At 70.0% G+C, this 16,912-nt stretch carries 12 protein-coding genes; 8 read left to right on the top strand and 4 right to left on the bottom strand.

Going from position 1 to position 16,912, the window contains the following annotated elements:
* Positions 1–37 precede the first annotated feature (37 nt).
* The 5 genes from ACVTJA_RS07290 to ACVTJA_RS07270 all read left to right on the top strand — a co-directional run bounded on the left by ACVTJA_RS07290 (position 38) and on the right by ACVTJA_RS07270 (position 5,176).
* The gene (locus ACVTJA_RS07290; RefSeq protein ID WP_465834981.1) at positions 38–1,165 is read left to right on the top strand and encodes an aminotransferase class I/II-fold pyridoxal phosphate-dependent enzyme; all 1,128 of its coding nucleotides are present in this window, start codon (positions 38–40) and stop codon (positions 1,163–1,165) included.
* Positions 1,077–2,234 (top strand): trans-sulfuration enzyme family protein, encoded by a 1,158-nt coding sequence (locus ACVTJA_RS07285; protein WP_465834979.1) that lies wholly within the window; start codon positions 1,077–1,079, stop codon positions 2,232–2,234. The genes ACVTJA_RS07290 and ACVTJA_RS07285 overlap by 89 nt, the downstream gene beginning before the upstream one ends.
* A 449-nt stretch (positions 2,235–2,683) precedes the next feature.
* The gene (locus tag ACVTJA_RS07280; RefSeq protein ID WP_465834977.1) at positions 2,684–3,679 is read left to right on the top strand and encodes a methionine ABC transporter ATP-binding protein; all 996 of its coding nucleotides are present in this window, start codon (positions 2,684–2,686) and stop codon (positions 3,677–3,679) included.
* A gap of 46 nt (positions 3,680–3,725) precedes the next feature.
* Positions 3,726–4,331 (top strand): methionine ABC transporter permease, encoded by a 606-nt coding sequence (locus tag ACVTJA_RS07275; protein WP_465840333.1) that lies wholly within the window; start codon positions 3,726–3,728, stop codon positions 4,329–4,331.
* 23 nt (positions 4,332–4,354) lie between these two features.
* Complete coding sequence (locus ACVTJA_RS07270; protein ID WP_465834975.1) at positions 4,355–5,176, top strand: MetQ/NlpA family ABC transporter substrate-binding protein; 822 nt, start codon at positions 4,355–4,357, stop codon at positions 5,174–5,176.
* 67 nt (positions 5,177–5,243) lie between these two features.
* Here the strand turns inward: ACVTJA_RS07270 and ACVTJA_RS07265 are convergent, their stop codons facing one another.
* The 3 genes from ACVTJA_RS07265 to ACVTJA_RS07255 form a co-directional block, all read right to left on the bottom strand.
* The gene (locus ACVTJA_RS07265; RefSeq protein ID WP_465834973.1) at positions 5,244–6,164 is read right to left on the bottom strand and encodes a DUF2785 domain-containing protein; all 921 of its coding nucleotides are present in this window, start codon (positions 6,162–6,164) and stop codon (positions 5,244–5,246) included.
* Positions 6,165–6,329: 165 nt separating this feature from the next.
* Positions 6,330–7,751 (bottom strand): sigma-54-dependent transcriptional regulator, encoded by a 1,422-nt coding sequence (locus tag ACVTJA_RS07260; protein ID WP_465834971.1) that lies wholly within the window; start codon positions 7,749–7,751, stop codon positions 6,330–6,332.
* Entirely contained in the window at positions 7,748–9,208 is a 1,461-nt protein-coding gene (locus ACVTJA_RS07255; protein ID WP_465834969.1) for an ATP-binding protein, read from the bottom strand. Before ACVTJA_RS07255 ends, ACVTJA_RS07260 begins: the two co-directional genes overlap by 4 nt.
* An 848-nt stretch (positions 9,209–10,056) precedes the next feature.
* Here ACVTJA_RS07255 and ACVTJA_RS07250 point away from each other — a divergent pair.
* The 3 genes from ACVTJA_RS07250 (at position 10,057) to ACVTJA_RS07240 (ending at position 13,230) form a co-directional block, all read left to right on the top strand.
* The gene (locus tag ACVTJA_RS07250) at positions 10,057–10,431 is read left to right on the top strand and encodes a hypothetical protein (RefSeq protein WP_465834967.1); all 375 of its coding nucleotides are present in this window, start codon (positions 10,057–10,059) and stop codon (positions 10,429–10,431) included.
* A gap of 68 nt (positions 10,432–10,499) precedes the next feature.
* Positions 10,500–11,435 carry an MBL fold metallo-hydrolase gene (locus ACVTJA_RS07245; protein ID WP_465834965.1) on the top strand — a complete coding sequence of 312 codons (936 nt, stop codon included), beginning with the start codon at positions 10,500–10,502 and terminating at the stop codon, positions 11,433–11,435.
* 31 nt (positions 11,436–11,466) lie between these two features.
* The gene (locus ACVTJA_RS07240; RefSeq protein WP_465834963.1) at positions 11,467–13,230 is read left to right on the top strand and encodes a M14 family zinc carboxypeptidase; all 1,764 of its coding nucleotides are present in this window, start codon (positions 11,467–11,469) and stop codon (positions 13,228–13,230) included.
* Positions 13,231–13,415: 185 nt separating this feature from the next.
* Here ACVTJA_RS07240 and cglD read toward each other — a convergent pair whose 3' ends face one another.
* Positions 13,416–16,778 carry an adventurous gliding motility lipoprotein CglD gene (gene cglD / locus ACVTJA_RS07235; RefSeq protein ID WP_465834961.1) on the bottom strand — a complete coding sequence of 1,121 codons (3,363 nt, stop codon included), beginning with the start codon at positions 16,776–16,778 and terminating at the stop codon, positions 13,416–13,418.
* Positions 16,779–16,912 lie beyond the last annotated feature (134 nt).

Here is a 16,912-nt window from a genome sequence, read left to right as displayed (position 1 = left end):
CCGTCCCATGTCCCTCCAGAAACAAGGAGCTCCTTCCATGAAACTCGCCACCGCCCTCGTCCACGCGGGCGTGCGCCGGGACCCTTCCACCGGCGCCATCGCCGTCCCCATCTACCAGTCCGCCACCTACCAGCACCCCGCGCTCGGCCAGTCCACCGGCTATGACTACTCGCGCACGAAGAACCCCACCCGCTCAGCGCTGGAGGAAGCGCTGGCTCGGCTGGAGGGGGGCTCTCGGGGCCTTGCCTTCAGCTCCGGTATGGCCGCGCTGCACTGTGCGCTCGCGCTCTTCGGGCCGGAGGACCACATCCTCCTCACCGAGGACCTCTACGGCGGCACGTACCGGCTGGTGGACCGCATCCTCCACGTGCCGTTCACCTTCGTGGACACCACGAACCCGGAGGCCGTGCGAGCCGCGCTGCGCCCCAACACGCGGGCCATCCTCGTGGAGTCCCCCACCAACCCGCTGATGAAGACGGCGAACATCCCGGCCATCGCCGACATCGCGCACTCGGCCGGAGCGCTGCTCATCGTCGACAACACCTTCCTCACGCCGTGGCTGCAGCGGCCGCTGGAGCTGGGCGCGGACATCGTAGTGCACAGCGCGACGAAGTACCTCGCCGGGCACAACGACGTGGTGGCGGGCGCGCTGGTGGTGCGCGACGCGGCGCTGGGCGAGCGCCTCACCTATCTACAGAACGGCATCGGCGCGATTCTGGGACCGCAGGACGCGTACCTCGTGATTCGCGGGCTCAAGACGCTGGCCCTGCGCATGGACAAGCACCAGGCCAACGCGCGCGCGGTGGCCGCGTGGCTGGCCGCGCACCCGCTGGTGGAGCAGGTCTTCTACCCGGGCGTGGGCGGCATGCTGTCCTTCAACGTCATCGAGGCGGGCCTCGTGCCCGGAGTGCTCGCCTCCGTGCAGGTCTGTCTCTTCGCCGAGTCACTCGGCGGCGTCGAGACGCTCATCACCTATCCAACGACCCAGACCCACGCCGACATCCCCGTCGCGCGCCGGGAACAACTGGGCATCTCCGACCGGCTGCTTCGCCTCTCCGTAGGCATCGAGGACTGTCATGACATCATTGCCGACCTTGCCCAGGCGCTCGAAGGAGCCCGCCGTGCGAACCCGCTTCGCGACGCGCTTGCTGCACACGGGTCATGAGACGGACCCCGCCACCGGCGCGGCGGCGGTCCCTATCTACCAGGTGTCCATGTTCGACCAGCCTGGGCTGGACCAGCCCGGTGAGTTCGACTACGCGCGCTCGGGCAACCCCACGCGCAAGGCGCTGGAGGGCGTGCTCGCCGAGCTGGACGAGGCCCACGCCGCCTTCGCCTTCGGCTCGGGCATGGCCGCCATCTCCACGGTGCTGATGCTGTTCAGCGCCGGGGACCACCTCGTCGTCACCGACGACTGTTATGGCGGCACCTACCGCGTGCTGACACGCGTGTTCAGCCGCTTCGGGCTCAAGGCCACCTTCGTGGACACGAGCGACCCGGACGCGGTGCGCGCCGCCATCCGTCCCAACACCAAGGCGCTCCTGGTGGAGAGCGTCAGCAACCCGTTCCTCAAGCGCACGGACATCACCACCATGTCCATCATCGCGCGCTCATGCGGGGCGCTGCTCATCGTCGACAACACGTTCCTGTCGCCGTACGTGTCCCGACCGCTCACCGAGGGCGCGGACATCGTGGTTCACAGCGCGACGAAGTACCTCGGCGGGCACAGCGACGTCGTCGCGGGGACGGTGGCGGTGAAGACGCCGGCGCTGGCGAAGGAGGTCTACTTCCTCCAGAACGCGGTGGGTGCGGTGCTGGGACCGCAGGATTGCTTCCTGCTCCAGCGCGGCATCAAGACGCTGGGCGTACGCATGGAGCGGCAGGTGCGGACGGCGGCGGGGCTCGCTCGCTGGCTCGCTGACAGGCCCGAGGTGCGGGAGGTCTTCTACCCGGGCACCGGCGCGGTGGTGTCGTTCCGGCTGGAGCGGGACGAGTGGGCGGCGCCCTTCGTGGAGTCGCTCCAGCTTCCCCTGCTCGGCGTGTCGCTGGGCGCGGTGGAGAGCATCGTCACCGTGCCTGCTCGCCACTCGCACGCGTCCGTGCCGCCAGCCGAGCGGCAGCGGCGCGGCATCACCGACGGGCTCATCCGCTTCTCGGTGGGGCTGGAGGACCTGGAGGACCTTCAGGAGGACCTCGCGCTCGCATTAGGGCAAGCGGTGCGCGTGGCGGCGTGATGGGCAGGTCGTGTTGACACGCCCTCGCCGATTCATTACGTGAAGGGCCGATGCTCGTGTTCGTCGCCATGTTCGGACCCTGTCGCGGAGGCATGTGTTGTCATGCCCCCATGGGTCCGTCCGTGCGCGCGCGCTGAGCCTCACTCACGCACCTCGCGTCGTTCGGCCCGTTACCCGCCTTCCGGGAACGGGCCGTTCCTTTTCCGCCTCCTGCCCTCGTGCCGGAGGCGGTCCTCCCATCCAGTAGTCGTGGCGGCAGGCCACCGAGGAGTCTCGGATGTATCGCGGTACCCAGGAGGACGCGGCGCCCCCGCGTCCGGACAGCCCCTCCACCGATGACACCAGCGAAGAGAGTACGGTGGTGTCTCCCGCCATTCCGCGTTCCGCGAGTCATCCCTCCGGCTTTCGCTCGAAGATGGTGACCCGCTCGCTCCGCAGGCAGGTGCGCCGTGATTGAGCTTCGCGGCGTCAGCAAGGTGTACGGGCAGGGCAGGCAGGAGGTGCCGGCCCTTCGCAACGTGTCGCTGCGGGTGGAGTACGGCGAGGTGTTCGGCGTGCTCGGGCAGAGCGGCGCCGGCAAGTCCACGCTCATCCGTTGTCTGAATCTCCTCGAGCGCCCCACGAACGGCGAGGTGCGGGTGGACGGGCGCGACATGCTGGCGCTCGGGCCCGAGGAGCTGCGCGTCGCGCGCCAGGGCATCGGGATGATTTTCCAGCACTTCAACCTCTTCTCCTCGCGGACGGTGGCCGGCAACGTGGCCTTCCCGCTGGAGGTGGCGGGCTGCTCGCGCGCGCACATCCGCGAGCGCGTGGCGGAGTTGCTGGAGCTGGTGGGCCTTTCGGACAAGGCGAACGCGTACCCGTCTCAGCTTTCAGGCGGACAGAAGCAGCGGGTGGGCATCGCCCGGGCGCTGGCCCCCCGGCCGCGCGTGCTGCTGTCCGACGAGGCCACGTCCGCGCTGGACCCGGAGACGACGCGCTCGGTGCTCGGGCTGCTGCGGGACATCAACCGGCAGCTCGGGCTGACCATCCTCCTCATCACCCACCAGATGGAGGTGGTGAAGTCCATCTGCGACTCGGTGGCCGTGCTGGAGCGCGGGCGCGTGGTGGAGCAGGGCAAGGTGGTGGACCTCATCGCCCGCCCCGGCACGCGGCTGCACGAGCTGTGCTACCCGCCCTCCGCGACTCGCAACGGCGTCACGCCCCAGGGAGGACGCAGGGTGGAGCTGTCCCTGGTGGGCGAGCACTCCACGCGCCCCATCCTCACCACGCTGGCGCGGCGCTTCGGCGTGGACGCGTGGCTGCTGGAGGGCTCCATGGAGCGTGTCGGGGAGACGCGCGTGGGCCGGCTCCTCTTCGAGCTCACGGGTCCGCAGGAGGCCGTCGACGGAGCCCTGGGTTTCCTCCGCGAGCAGGGCCTGACGCTGGAGGTGCCCCGTGTCTAGCGAGCTGCTGCACTCGCTGTGGGTGGCCACCGGCGAGACGCTCTACATGACGCTGGTGGCCGCGGTGCTGGTGCTGCTGGCGGGCCTTCCGCTGGGCGTGCTGCTGGTCATCACCGACCGGGGCGGACTGTGGGAGCGGCCCGCGCTGAACCGCGTGCTGGGGACGCTCGTCAACGTGGGGCGCTCGGTTCCGTTCATCATCCTCATGGTGGCCATCGTCCCGCTCACGCGGGTGCTGGTGGGCACCACCATCGGCACCACGGCGGCCATCGTCCCGCTGGTGGTGGCGGCGATTCCCTTCATGGGCCGCGTGGTGGAGCAGGCCCTGCGCGAGGTGGACTCCGGGCTGGTGGAGGCCGCCGTCTCCATGGGCGCCACGCGCCGCCGCGTCGTCTTCGGCGTGCTGATTCCGGAGGCGCTGCCGTCGCTCGTGCGCGGCACGGCGCTGATGGTCATCAGCCTGCTCGGCTACAGCGCCATGGCGGGCGCCGTGGGCGGCGGCGGGCTGGGCGACCTGGCCGTGAAGTACGGGTACATGCGCTTCCGCACCGACGTGATGCTGGGCTGCCTGGTGGTGCTGCTCGTGCTGGTGCAACTCGTCCAGTGGCTCGGTGATGGGTTGGCTTCGCGCTTCGAGCGCGCCTCTTCGTGAACTTCCTCCTGGAGTCTTCAACCGTGAAACGCTTCTTCGTTCCCCTGCTGCTCTCCGCCGCCGTGCTGCTGGCCGGCTGCAAGTCACCGTCCCCCGAAGCGCCCGCCGCGGATGGCGTGCGTACCCTGAAGGTGGGCGTCAACCCGGTGCCGCACGGAGAAATCCTCCGGGCCGCCGCGGCCGTTGCCCTGCGCGAGGGCGTGCGTATCGAGGTGGTGGAGTTCACCGACTACGTGCAGCCGAACATCGCGCTGTCGGATGGACAGCTCGACGCCAACTACTTCCAGCATGTGCCGTACCTGGAGCGCTTCTGCGCGGACCGCAAGCTGTCGCTGAGCAGCGTGGGCCCGGTGCACCTGGAGCCGCTGGGGCTCTACTCCGTCAACTACCGCCAGCTCGCCGAGCTGCCCGAGGGCTCGCTGGTGACGATTCCCGCCGACCCCAGCAACGCGGCCCGCGCGCTGCGGCTGCTGGAGGCACAGGGGCTCCTCCGCCTTCGCGACGGCGCGGGCGCCACCGCCACGGTGCAGGACGTGGTGGGCAACCCGCGCAAGCTTCAGCTGCGTGAAATCGACGCCGAGCAGCAGCCTCGCACGCTGCAGGACGTGGCCGCCGCCGTCATCAACGGCAACTACTTCCTGGAGGCGCAGAAGCACCTCGACCTGAAGGCGAACGTGCTGGCTCGCGAGGCGCCGAAGGACAACCCGTACGCCAACGTGCTCGCCGTGAGGAAGGGTGACGAGGCTCGGCCCGAAATCCAGGCGCTGGTGCGCGCGCTCCACTCCGAGGAGGTGCGGAAGTTCATCGAGGCCCAGTACGGCGGCGCGGTGGTGGCGGCGTTCTGATGGAGTGGACGGACCGGTCACTTCGTCTGGATTCCGAGGGTCGGCGCAGGAACGTGCCCCGGGAGTGTCAGGGCAACGCGCGCAATGCCGCACGCACGCCCGGAAGTAGACGCTCGCGAAGGGCCGCGTCCTGTCCCTCCTGCAGAGCCACGTACATGGCCAGCAGGAACGCGTTCGCGTTGTGGCGGCGCGCGAGGCCGGCCTTGGAGCGGAAGGCGTCCTTGCCCTCGGGCACCGCGGCGGCGCGAGCGAACCACGCGGTCCACGATTCAGGCGGATGGAGCCCCCGCCGCGCCACGAACAGGACGGGGCGAGCAAGTCGCTCCGGCTCGCCGAACACATAGGCGTGCTCACCCGTGGGCGCCACCTGTGCGGCCAGCGCCTCGAGCATCACATCCAACTCCTCGCGCGTGAGAGCAGGGTTGAGCGCAAGCTGCATCAGGAGGTCCGCGCCATGTGCCACGCCATGTCGCCAGCCTGCGCGGGGCTCGAAGCCGCGGTAGTCGCGCACCGAGGCCAGGTAGTCAGCGCCCGCGCGCACCAGGGCCCCGCGTTCCTCGGGTTGAAGAAAGGGGGCGAGACGGTCCGCGCGCGCGACCTCCGCGAGCACGAGCGCGGCGAATGGTTGACGGAAGCCGGCCGCGTCCGCACGACCGGGAGCGATTTCAGGGACCAGTCGCTTCAGCAGCGCACGAAGCGTCGTTGGCGTGAGCGCCCCCGAGCGACCCCAGGTAGAGAGGGCCTCGAAGGCAATGCCGTCGCGCAGTTCCGGGTCGGCCGCGCCCAGGCAGTCCACCAGCGCGAGCGCGAGGGCTTGACGGCATGCATCCCCCTCCTGGCATCCAGCGGCTGGAACGACAAAGCCGGTGGCCTTCAGTGCTCGAAGAGACGCGGCATCATGTCCCGCGGGTGGGCATACGGCGTGGGCTGGCAGCGCGACGAGATGGGCAAGCACGGCCAACGTGACGACGTGAGGGGTGATGCGCATGGGCGGCTCCTCCGGCAAGAGGGATGAACCCGCGGTGCGCAGCCCCATTCCCAAGCCGACGGGGCGGTGCCTGAACCGTCCTGTTCGGAAATGTCGGGGGTTTTGCGCGCGAAATGTCCCGACATTTCCGAACAGGACGCCCCGAGCCGTCCCCGGGGACCTGCTTCAGTCCGGACGCTTGAAGTCGTCCGAGCGGACTCCGTAGCGCTTGAGCAACCGGTGCAGGCTCTCGCGCTCCATGCCGGCGCGCTCGGCGGCGTGGGTGACGTTGCCGCCGAACTCCTGCATCAGCGCGGAGAGGTACTCACGCGACACCGCGTCGCGCGCGCTGTCCACCGCCTCGCGGTAGGGCAGCTTCGCCAGCGCCTCGTGCGGAATCCCTCCCGCCGAGGCACCACCTGCCTCCGCTGCCTTCGTCATGCCGAGCTCCGGCGGCAGGTCCTCCACGCCGATGCGCGGCCCCTGCGACACCGCCGCCGCCCGTGCCACCGCGTTCTCCAACTGCCGCACGTTGCCGGGCCACGCGTACGCCGTGAGCGCGCGCAGGGCCTCCGGCGTGAAGCCCTCCAGCTCCGGCCGGCCCGCACGCGCGAGGAAGTGCATGGCCAGCAACGGAATGTCCTCGCGACGCTCGCGCAGTGCCGGCAGCCGCACCGTCACCACGTTCAGCCGGTAGTAGAGGTCCTCGCGGAAGCGGCCCGCGGCCACCTCGGCGGCGAGGTCGCGGTGCGTGGCCGCCACCACGCGCGCGTCCACCTTCACCGGCGTGGTGGTGCCCACGCGCCGGACTTCCTTCTCCTGCAACGCGCGATTGAGCTTCACCTGCACCGGCAGCGGCAGGTCTCCAATCTCGTCCAGGAAGAGCGTCCCACCGTGCGCCTCCTCGAAGAGCCCCGCCTTCGCCATCGTCGCTCCCGTGAAGGCGCCCTTCGCGTGGCCGAACAGCTCGCTCTCCACGAGCTCCGCCGGCAGGGCTCCGCAGTTCACCGCCACGAAGGGCTTCGCCTTGCGCGGGCTCTCCGCGTGGACCGCTCGTGCGGCCAGTTCCTTGCCCGTGCCCGTCTCTCCCGTGAGCAGCACGGTGAGGTCCCTCGCCGCCACCTGGGACAGCAGCGCGTGCAGGCCTCGCATCGCGGCGCTCGTGCCCAGCAGGCCGTGGAAGTCCGGCGCCGTCGCGAGCCTCGCCTTCAGTCCCGCGGCCTCCTTGCGCTGCCTGCGCCGCTCCAGGGCCCTCGCGACGAGGAGGGCCACCTCGTCCGGGTCGAACGGCTTGGAGAGGTAGTCGTACGCGCCCTCCTTGATGGCCTCGACGGCCTTCGGAATGCTCGCGTACGCGGTGACGAGCACCACCTCCGTGTCGGGCGCGCGCCGCTTCGCCTCGCGCAGCACCGCGAAGCCGTCCGCTCCGGGCATCTGGATGTCCGTCACCACCAGGTCGAACTCGCGCGCCGCCAGCCGCGCCAGCGCCTGCGTCCCGTCCGCCGCCTCCGTCACCGCGTAGGCGTCTCCGAGGATGCGCGCGAACAGCTTGCGCATGTTCTCCTTGTCGTCCACCACGAGGACGGCCGGCTTCTCCGGCGTGCTCATGCCATGGCCTCCTGCGCGGGCGACGCGGGCGGCAGCCGCAGCGTGAAGCGCGCGCCTCCCAGCGGGCCCGTGTCCGCATCAATCCGCCCGCCGTGCGCCTCGGCAATCGCCTGACTCACCGCGAGCCCCAGTCCCGTCCCCGACGGCTTCGTGGTGAAGAACGGCTCGAACAGGCGCGGCATGTCCTCCGGCTTCACGCCCGGCCCGGAGTCCGACACCGCCACGCTCGCGCCACCGTCGGGCGCCGCTTCGATGACCAGCACCACCGTGCCGCCCTGCCCCGCCGCCTCCGCCGCGTTCTTCACCAGGTTGAGCAGCACCTGTCGCAGGCGCGGAGGCCACGCCCACGCGGACGCGTCTCCCTCCACGCGCACCTCCACGTCGCCCAGCCGCGAGGACTCGCGCAGCCGTGCCACCACTTCTTCACAGGCTTCGCGCAGGGACACGCGCTCCAGCGGGCCGCGCCCCGGCCGGGAGAGGTCGAGCAGCCCCTCGACGATGTCCTGGCAGCGCACCGCCTCCTCCTCCACCACCTTCAGGTCCTCCGCGAGCGCCCCTTCCGCCTTGCGCTGCAGCAACCGCACATAGCCGAGGATGACGCCGAGCGGGTTGTTGATTTCATGCGCCACGCCCGCCGCCAGCCGGCCGATGCCCGCGAGCTTCTCGTGCTGGACGAGCTGCGCCTGGTGCTCGCGGAGCGCCTCCGTCATCCGGTTGAACTGCGCCGCGAGCTGGCCGAGCTCGCCCGGGTCGCCCTCGGGGATGCGGGTGTGGAGGTCGCCGCGCGCGAGCCGGGCCGCGCCCTCGGAGAGCCGCGCCACGGGCCGCGCCACCGAGTTGCCGATGTAGATGCCCACGCCCACGGCGAACAGCGTGGCGCCGCCGAGGAACAGCAGCGCCCAGCGGAAGCTCGCGTGCTCCACCGCGCCCACGTGCGCCTCGAAGGAGCCGATGGACGTGTCGAAGCGCTGCGCCAGCGAGTCCGCCCTCGCCTGGATTTGGGACACCAATTCCAGCGCGCGCCCGTGCGCGGCGGTGATGGCGGCCTGGTCCCTGGCGAGCACGGCTGGGAGGAGCGTGTCGTGGTAGAGCCGGTTCAGCGCGTCGCCGTTCTGCTGGATGTCCGAGACCCAGGTCTGCTCCTGCGCGTCGCGCGCCTGCTCCCGGAGCTTGCGGGTGAGCGCCTCCACGCGGGCCCGCGCGTCGTCGTGGAAGCGCACGTGGCTGGCATTGCCGAGGATGATGGTGTGCGCGAGGTGCGCGTACTGGTCTCTCACGGCGGTGGCCAGCTCCAGCGCGTCGCGGACGCGGCCGCCTGCCTCGCGGAGCGCATGCGAGCCATCGTGGATGTCCGCCAGCCGGGCGAGCGCGAAGCCGGACGCGGCCGTGAAGAGCGCCACCAGCGCGCCGAAGGCCAGGAGCAGCTTGCGAGTCGTCGAGCCGGAGGTGGAGAGCATCTCGCCCTCTATATAGGGGAGTGAGGCCCGGGCTGCTCACTGTGCGTCGACGGAGATGCCCTCCGGGGTGGGTACGGCCGCGGGAGGGTAGCCGGTAGGCTCGGCAGGCTGCTTCCTCTGTCTGGAGGAACCCCGATGCGCTTGCCGGCCGTCTGTACGCTGTCTCTCGCGGTACTGGGGTGTCCCGAGGTGCACAGGCCGGGTGGCCTTGCGGACCAGGCTGCGCACAAGGATGCGCTGGAGAGCATTTCCTCCAGCCGTTGCTCAGAGGCCGAGCTCGAGAGGTTCTGCGGGAGGGGCAAGGAGCACAGTAAAGAATGCATCCGGAGGTGCTGGGAATGAGCTGGCGCACGGCGGTGGCTGCCTGTGTTGCTCTGCTGTTCCCTCTCCCCCTGGTACTCCTCCTGGGCAGTGTCCTCCGCATGGGGATGCCCGAACAGGAAAGGTTGAATGGGCGGCGGGTTGCACCGGTGCTCAGAAGCGAGGAGCGGCTGCGTCTGCAGAGCTATCACCGCAACTGCTACAGCGCTTCGGACTGCGAGTTTCCTCTTGGCTGTCTGTTGGATGCCAGGGCTCACACCAACTACTGCACCGACAGCCGGTGTTTGACGGATATGCAATGTCAGGAGGGGGAGTCCTGCCGCTCGCTGGCGACCTTCGATGACGGCCCCGTCGTTCGCATCTGCGTCCCGGTAGGAATCCGCAAGGAAGGGGAGAACTGCGTCAGGATTGGGAGGGACCTGCATGACGCATGTGGTCCCGGGCTCGTCTGTGGCGGGCCAGATGGTTTCTGCGCTCGCCCGTGTGACAAGAGCGATGCGACCTCCTGTCCAGAGAACTTCTTCTGCGTGGACACGGAGCTCGAGCCGTTGTGCCTGCCCACGTGTGAAAAATCCGGATGCCGCGAGGGACAGGAGTGCATCCACTACGAAGCGGGCGCCTCCCTCTGCGAGAAGATCTACGGCACCAACTGCCAGAAGACTCCATGCCCCGAGAATCAAAAGTGCGAGCTGGACCACGAGACGGAATACCCGGCCACCGTGTGGATGCAGTGCGTGCAGTACTGCAACGAGGACCCGGCTTCCTGTCCCTCCGGCCTCATTTGTGACGGCTGGGCCTGCCACCCTCCCTGCGACCCCGACGGCCCCAACACCTGCGCGGAGGGCTATCGCTGCAAGAAGGCCCGCCCCACGCGGCCGTGGGTCTGCCTCCCCGACTGGTAGCTTGCACTCCGGGCCCCTCCCGAGCATGACAGGGGCACGGCCCCAGCTCCGGAGCGGAGGAACAGTCCATGGCCTTGCGGTTCAAGAACCTCGACGGCAGCGGTCCCCAGCCCTTCGACCGCGTCTTCAAGTGGGCCGTGGCCGACAAGCTCGCCGGCCGCCGCCGCAAGTCCCCGGACCGCGCGCCCGTCCCCCGAGTGGAGCCCGACCTCGCCCTCCTCGCCACGCCACCCGCTCCCGGTGAAGGCGCGCGCCTCACCTGGCTCGGCCACGCGAGCTGGCTCGTGCAGCTCGACGGCCTCTCCCTCCTCGTGGACCCCGTGCTCCGCGACACCATCAACGTCGTCATCCACCGCAACGTCCCGCCCGGCGTCCCCGTGGAGAAGCTGCCGCCCATCACCGCCAGCCTCGTCTCGCACAATCACTATGACCACCTGGACCTGCCCACGCTGAAAGCCGTCGGCGCGCCCATCGTCACGGGGCTCGGGCACACGCCCGTGTTCCGCGGCTCCGACCTGCCCGTCACCGAGCTGGACTGGTGGCAGTCCACGAAGGTCGGCCCCGTCACCGTGCACTTCGTCCCCTCGCAGCACTGGAGCCGGCGCGGCCTCAACGACGTCAACGAGATGCTCTGGGGCGGCTTCGTGATTGAAGGCTCCAGCGCGCGCCTCTACCACTCCGGCGACACCGCCTGGTTCGAGGGCTTCAAGGAAATCGGCCGCCGCTTCCCCGGGCTCGACGCCGCGCTGCTGCCCATCGGCGCGTATGACCCGGCGTGGTTCATGAGCCGCCAGCACATGAACCCCGAGGAGGCCTCGCAGGCCTTCGAGGACCTCGGCGCCGCGCGCTTCCTCGCCATGCACTGGGGCACCTTCAAGCTCACCGACGAGCCGCTCGACGAGCCTCCCATGCGCCTGGGCGCGGAGTGGACCCGCCGGGGCTGGCCGCGTGAGCGCCTGCACGTGCTCCCCGTGGGCGGCACCCTCACCGTGCGCAACGGTTGAAACCCACCAGGGCCTGTGGTGTGGGGAAGGCATGCTCCTGCCCGCCCTCCTCTCCCTGGCGCTCCATCAGGCGCCACCGTCCCTCACCACCGTCTCCGAACAGAGCGGCTGGACTCGCACCGGCCGCTACTCCGAGGTGGAGTCCCTCTGCCGATCCTTCCCCAAGGCCTACCCCGGCAAGGTCCGCTGCGACAGCTTCGGCACCACGCCGGAGGGACGGCCGATGCTCGCGCTCGTCGCCAGCGCGGACGGCACCCTCACGCCCGCCGCGGCCGTGAAGAAGAACCGCCCCGTCGTCTTCTTCCAGGGCGGCATCCACGCGGGTGAAATCGACGGCAAGGACGCCGGCTTCTGGCTCTTGCGCGACCTGCTGAACGGCACCGCGCTGCCCGGCGCGCTCCAGGGCGTCACCGTCGTCTTCGTCCCCGTCTTCAACGTGGACGGGCACGAGCGCTTCGGGAAGAACAACCGCCCCAACCAGGTGGGCCCCGAGGAGATGGGCTGGCGCGTCACCGCGCAGAACCTCAACCTCAACCGCGACTACGCGAAGGTGGACGCGCCGGAGATGGCGGCGCTGCTCAAGTACCTGCACGCGTGGGACCCGCTCGTCTTCACGGACCTGCACGTCACCGACGGCGCCCAGTTCGAGCCCGACGTGTCCGTCTCCCTGGAGCCGCAGAAGTCCGGCCCCGAGGCGCTGCGCACCCTGGGCGTGAAGCTGCGCCAGGAGCTCTTCACGGAGCTGGAGTCCGAGGGCCACCAGCCCCTCGAGTTCTACCCGTCCTTCCGCGAGGACGATGACCCGGCCTCCGGCTTCGCGTACGGCGTGGCCCCGCCCCGCTTCAGCCAGGCCTACTGGTCCATCCACCACCGCTTCGGCGTGCTGGTGGAGACGCACTCGTGGAAGAACTACGCGCAGCGCGTGAAGGCCACGCGCGACACCATGGCCGGCCTGCTGCGCCTGGTGGCCCGGGACGGCGCGGCCCTGCGCGCGGCGGCGAAGGCGGCGGACGCGGAGGCCGAGTCCGGCAAGGTGCGCGAGGTGGTGCTCGTCTGGGAGAACACGGAGAAGAGCCGCACCCTCCCCTTCCGTGGCTACGCCTACGAGCGCGCCCCGTCCGAGGTCTCCGGCCAGACGTGGATTCGCTACGACGTGACGAAGCCGCAGGTGTGGAACGTGCCCTACTTCGACGAGGTCCGCCCCGCGCTGACGGCGGAGCTGCCCGCGGGCGGCTACCTGGTGCCGCCGGCCCACGCGGCGCTGGTGGCGGAGAAGCTCACCACCCACGGCCTGCGCTTCCAGCGCCTCACGCGCGACGTGCCCTCCGCCGAGACGGAGCAGTTCCACGCCACCGACGTGAAGTGGAGCGCCCAGTCCAACGAAGGCCACCAGATGCTCACCGTGAAGGGCGCGTGGGAGAAGGGCCCCACGGCCCTGCCCGCGGGCACGCTGTACGTCCCGGCGGCCCAGCCACACGTGGAGCTGGCGGCGCACCTGCTGGAGCCCCAGGGGCCGGACTCGCTGCTGTCGTGGGGCTTCTTCAACTCCCACTTCGAGCAGAAGGAGTACATCGAGGACTACGTGCTTGAGCCCTTCGCCCGCGAGCTGCTGGCCAAGGACGCCACGGTGAAGGCCGAGTGGGAGGCGAAGCTGAAGGACGCCGCCTTCGCGAAGGACCCGCGCGCCCGCCTGCGCTTCTTCTACGAGCGCCACCCCGCCCGCGACGTCCGCCTGCGCGTCTACCCCATCCTGCGCACGCAGACGGCTCCGGCCGGACTGGCGGCCGCGAAGTAGCCATCACCGTCTGACACGCCACCGCGCGCGGAGGAACGACGCGCGCGGCGCCTCCTCACGAGCCGGGAAGTAACGCCCGGCCCCTGAAACACGAACGCCCCGCGAGCCATGAGGTTCGCGGGGCGTTCTTTCATCTCAAGCACCACCCGGGCCCCTCACTCGACGGGGCCCGGTGCGCCCAGCCGTCAGCCGAGGATGGGGTCGCAGGTGCAGGTGCTCACGTTGCAGACTTCACGGCGTCCGCAGCCGCCGCAGTCCGGCTTGCACGCGCACGAGCACGAGTTCGCATCCGCCTGGTGCTGCGGGTCGCAGTTCAGCCCGCCCGTGTTGCACGTGCAGCCGCACACGTTCGGGTCGAAGGTGTAGCCCTCGGCGCACGTCGCGTTCTGCACGCACACGCACGCGCAGGTGGTCTGGTTGCACGTCTCGTACGTGCCGCACGCTCCGGCGCAGTCCGCCGCGCACGTGAAGGCGCACACCGCCGGGTCCGTGTTGCACACCTGGCCCGGAGCCCCGCCACCACCGCAGTCGGCCGGGCACTCGCACCGGTCCGTCGTGCGGTTGCACGTGAGCTTGCCGCGGCACGAGTCCGCCTCGTTCGCGTCGTAGTACGGGTCCGACTTGCACGGGGGCGGCACGCCGTTGGGGTTCGTCGTGCGGTCGCTCCAGTACCGGTAGGACACCGCCGCCTGCGTGGTGCCCGGCGTCTTCGGACGGCAGGCGCCGTAGAAGGACACCGCGCGGCTGATGCCGTCCACGTCGAAGCCGTGGGTGCGGCTGCGCGGCAAATCGCCCGCCGTCGGGCAGACCGCCGCGTCGGACACCTCGGCCACCGCCACGCGCAGCGAGGCGCCGATGGGCGGCTTCAGCGTCTTGTAGCCCACGGAGGCGATGACGCTGTCGACGATGGCGTTGATGGTGGTGGTGATGGAGGTCGCGTCGCGGATGCTGCCGTACACGCCGCCCGTGGCCTGGATGATGTCCAGGTGCCGCGGGTTGGTGTTGTCCTCGTCCTGGTGGCAGCGCGCGCCATCCGGCGGGCAGATGATGCCGTGCACCTGGATCTGCTGGTCCACCGGGTTGTTGTTCGTCCCGGCCGAGGTGCCCGTGTCCAGGAAGTACTGCTTGAAGGTGTCGATGGTGTCGCCGGACTGGTCTCGCGTGTCCGTCAGGACGACGACCACGACCTTGGCACCGTCGCGGATGCGGGTGTCCGCCGTGCCGCCCGCGGCCCTCATGTCGTTGATGGCCTTGCGCGCGGCGTCCAGCGCCTTCTCCGAGCCGTCACCCTTGAGGTTGACCCAGCACTGGTTGTTGTTCGTACACGTGGTGGGCTCGCCTCCCGGGGGGATGGTGACGGTGTTGCACTGGCCGCTGGAGCACGTGCTGTTCTGCGTCAGCCACGCCCGGAACTGGTTGATGTTGCGGGTGAAGCCGCGCAGCACGCCCGTGTTGTCCTTCCCGGCGATGCTGTAGCTCGTCGTCACCATGGACAGGCGCCAGTCGAGCGTCGTGTTGGCCAGCTTCGCCGCCACCGCGGTGCCCGCGTTGGCCAGCGACTGCTGCGAGCTGGCCATGGAGCCGGAGTCGTCCACCACGAAGAGGAAGTCCACCACCGCCTGCTTGGCGATGAACTGCTCGCACTGCACCGCGTCCGCGTCACCGAACTGCGCCAGGGCCGTGCCGCCCGCCGTGTCCGCCATGGTGAAGAGGCTGCCCCCTTCCGTGTAGTTGGACTCGGGCGTAATCGCGAGCACCACCACCACGCTCTGGTTGGAGCGGTGCACGTACTGCGCCTGCATCTTGAACGGACCGGTGACACCCGCCGTCCCCGTCAGCGCGCCGGTGCTGCTGGGCACCAGCGAGCGGGCCAGGGTGTTGGTGAAGGTCATCAGGTCGTCGGTGCCCGCCATCCCGTAGCGCGCGGCCAGCGACGGGAAGCCGTCCCAGGTGGTGAAGGTCTGCGTGAAGTCGCGCGTGGCGGCGTTGAAGGACGCCGTGCGGATGCCCGTCTCGTCGCTGATGGGGTCCGCGGCGGTGCCCACCTGGCCGCGCTTGTACGCAATCAGCGTCACCTTCTTCGTGTCGTCCCAGCCGACGAGGCCCACGGTGGCGCCATTCGCCGACAGCTTCACGATGTTGGCCGTCTTGAACGTGCTGGGCAGCGCCAGCCGCAGGTCACCGCCGGAGTCCTCCGCGAAGGTGACGGTGCGCAGGTTGGTCGTCTTGCACGCCTGGCCCGCCGGCGTGGCGGGCGCGCCGTCATTGGGGTTGCGCGGGTCCAGCTCGCCCGGGTCCACCTGGCCATTCTGGTTGGCGTCCTCGGCGCCGTCCTGGATGCCGTCGCCGTCCGTGTCCGCGCTCAGCGGCCCGGTGGAGGAGGTGGTGTGCACGTCACCGGAGTAGCCGCAGTCCTTGCGCGGAGCCGCCGCCGTCGCCACGCCGCGCTCCAGGCCGTCGCGCAGACCGTCGCCGTCCGTGTCCGGGTTGGTGGGGTCCGTCTCGTTGGCGTCCACGCGGCCGTTGCTGTTGGGGTCCTCGCCCAGGAAGCCATTCTTTCCGGGGCCGTCCTGGAGGCCGTCGCAGTCGGTGTCGCTCAGGCGAGGGTTCGTCTCGTTGGCGTCCACACGGCCGTTGCGGTTCTCGTCCTCCACGCCGTCGTTCAGGCCGTCACTGTCCGTGTCGGCCTTGTTCGGGTCGGTGCCGGTGGAGGTCTCCACGCCGTCGGGGATGCCGTCGAAGTCCGCGTCCGGCACGGAGGCGGCGCAGTCGGCCACCTTCGGGTCCGACTCGCCGTTGTCCTTCACGCCGTCGTGGTCCCTGTCCTCGTCGCCGTCCCTGCACGAGTCGCCGTCGGTGTCCGGCTTGAGCGGGTCCGTGCTGATGCGCTTCTCAACGCCGTCGGGCAGGCCGTCGTCGTCGGTGTCGCGCTTGCGCGGGTCGGTCTCTCCCGGGCTCACCGTGCCGCTGAAGTTGGTGTCCTCCTCGCCGTCCTTCAGCCCGTCACCGTCCGAGTCGATGGCGTTCGGGTCCGTCTCGCCCGTCTCGCGCGCACCGTTGCGGTTGGTGTCCTCCAGGCCGTCGGGAATGCTGTCGCCGTCCGTGTCCGCCTTCACCGGAGAGGTGCGCGTGTCCGGGTCCACGTCCGCGCGGAAGGAGCAGTTGGTGTTGAGCGTGGTAGTGCGGCCCACCTCCACGCCGTCGCGAATACCATCGCCGTCGGTGTCACGCACGCCCGGGTCCGTCTTGAGCCCGCCCGGGTACACGTTGGCGAACTCCTCCGCGTCCGTGAGGCCGTCGCAGTCAGAGTCCTTCGTGGGGTTGGTCGTGTCGCCCACGTCCGTGGGCACCTTGCCCGGGTCCGGGTCCGGGTCCGGCTCGATGCCGGCATCCTCTTCCGATTGGGTGACGCCGCCGTCAATCTCACTGCCACCCGGGCCCGCATCCATGACGGGCTTCGGATCTGGGTCATCGCCACCATTGCAGGCCGCAAGCAGAGAGACTGCCAGCAGCGTACAGGTGACGAGGTGCCTGAAAGGGGTCCGCATCGTCTTTGACTCCAGTGGCCTCGACTCCAAGTGGGGGGAATAGATGGGTCGAGGCAGACATCGATTCTAGAGAGCGATTTGCTCCCTGCCGATACTCTATTCCCTTCAGGGCAAAGAAGGGTCATCGCCCGGTC

It is taken from the genome of Pyxidicoccus sp. M6, from assembly GCF_055568925.1.
Note: the sequence above shows the minus strand (reverse complement) of the source record. Positions and strands in the feature narration are given on the sequence as shown.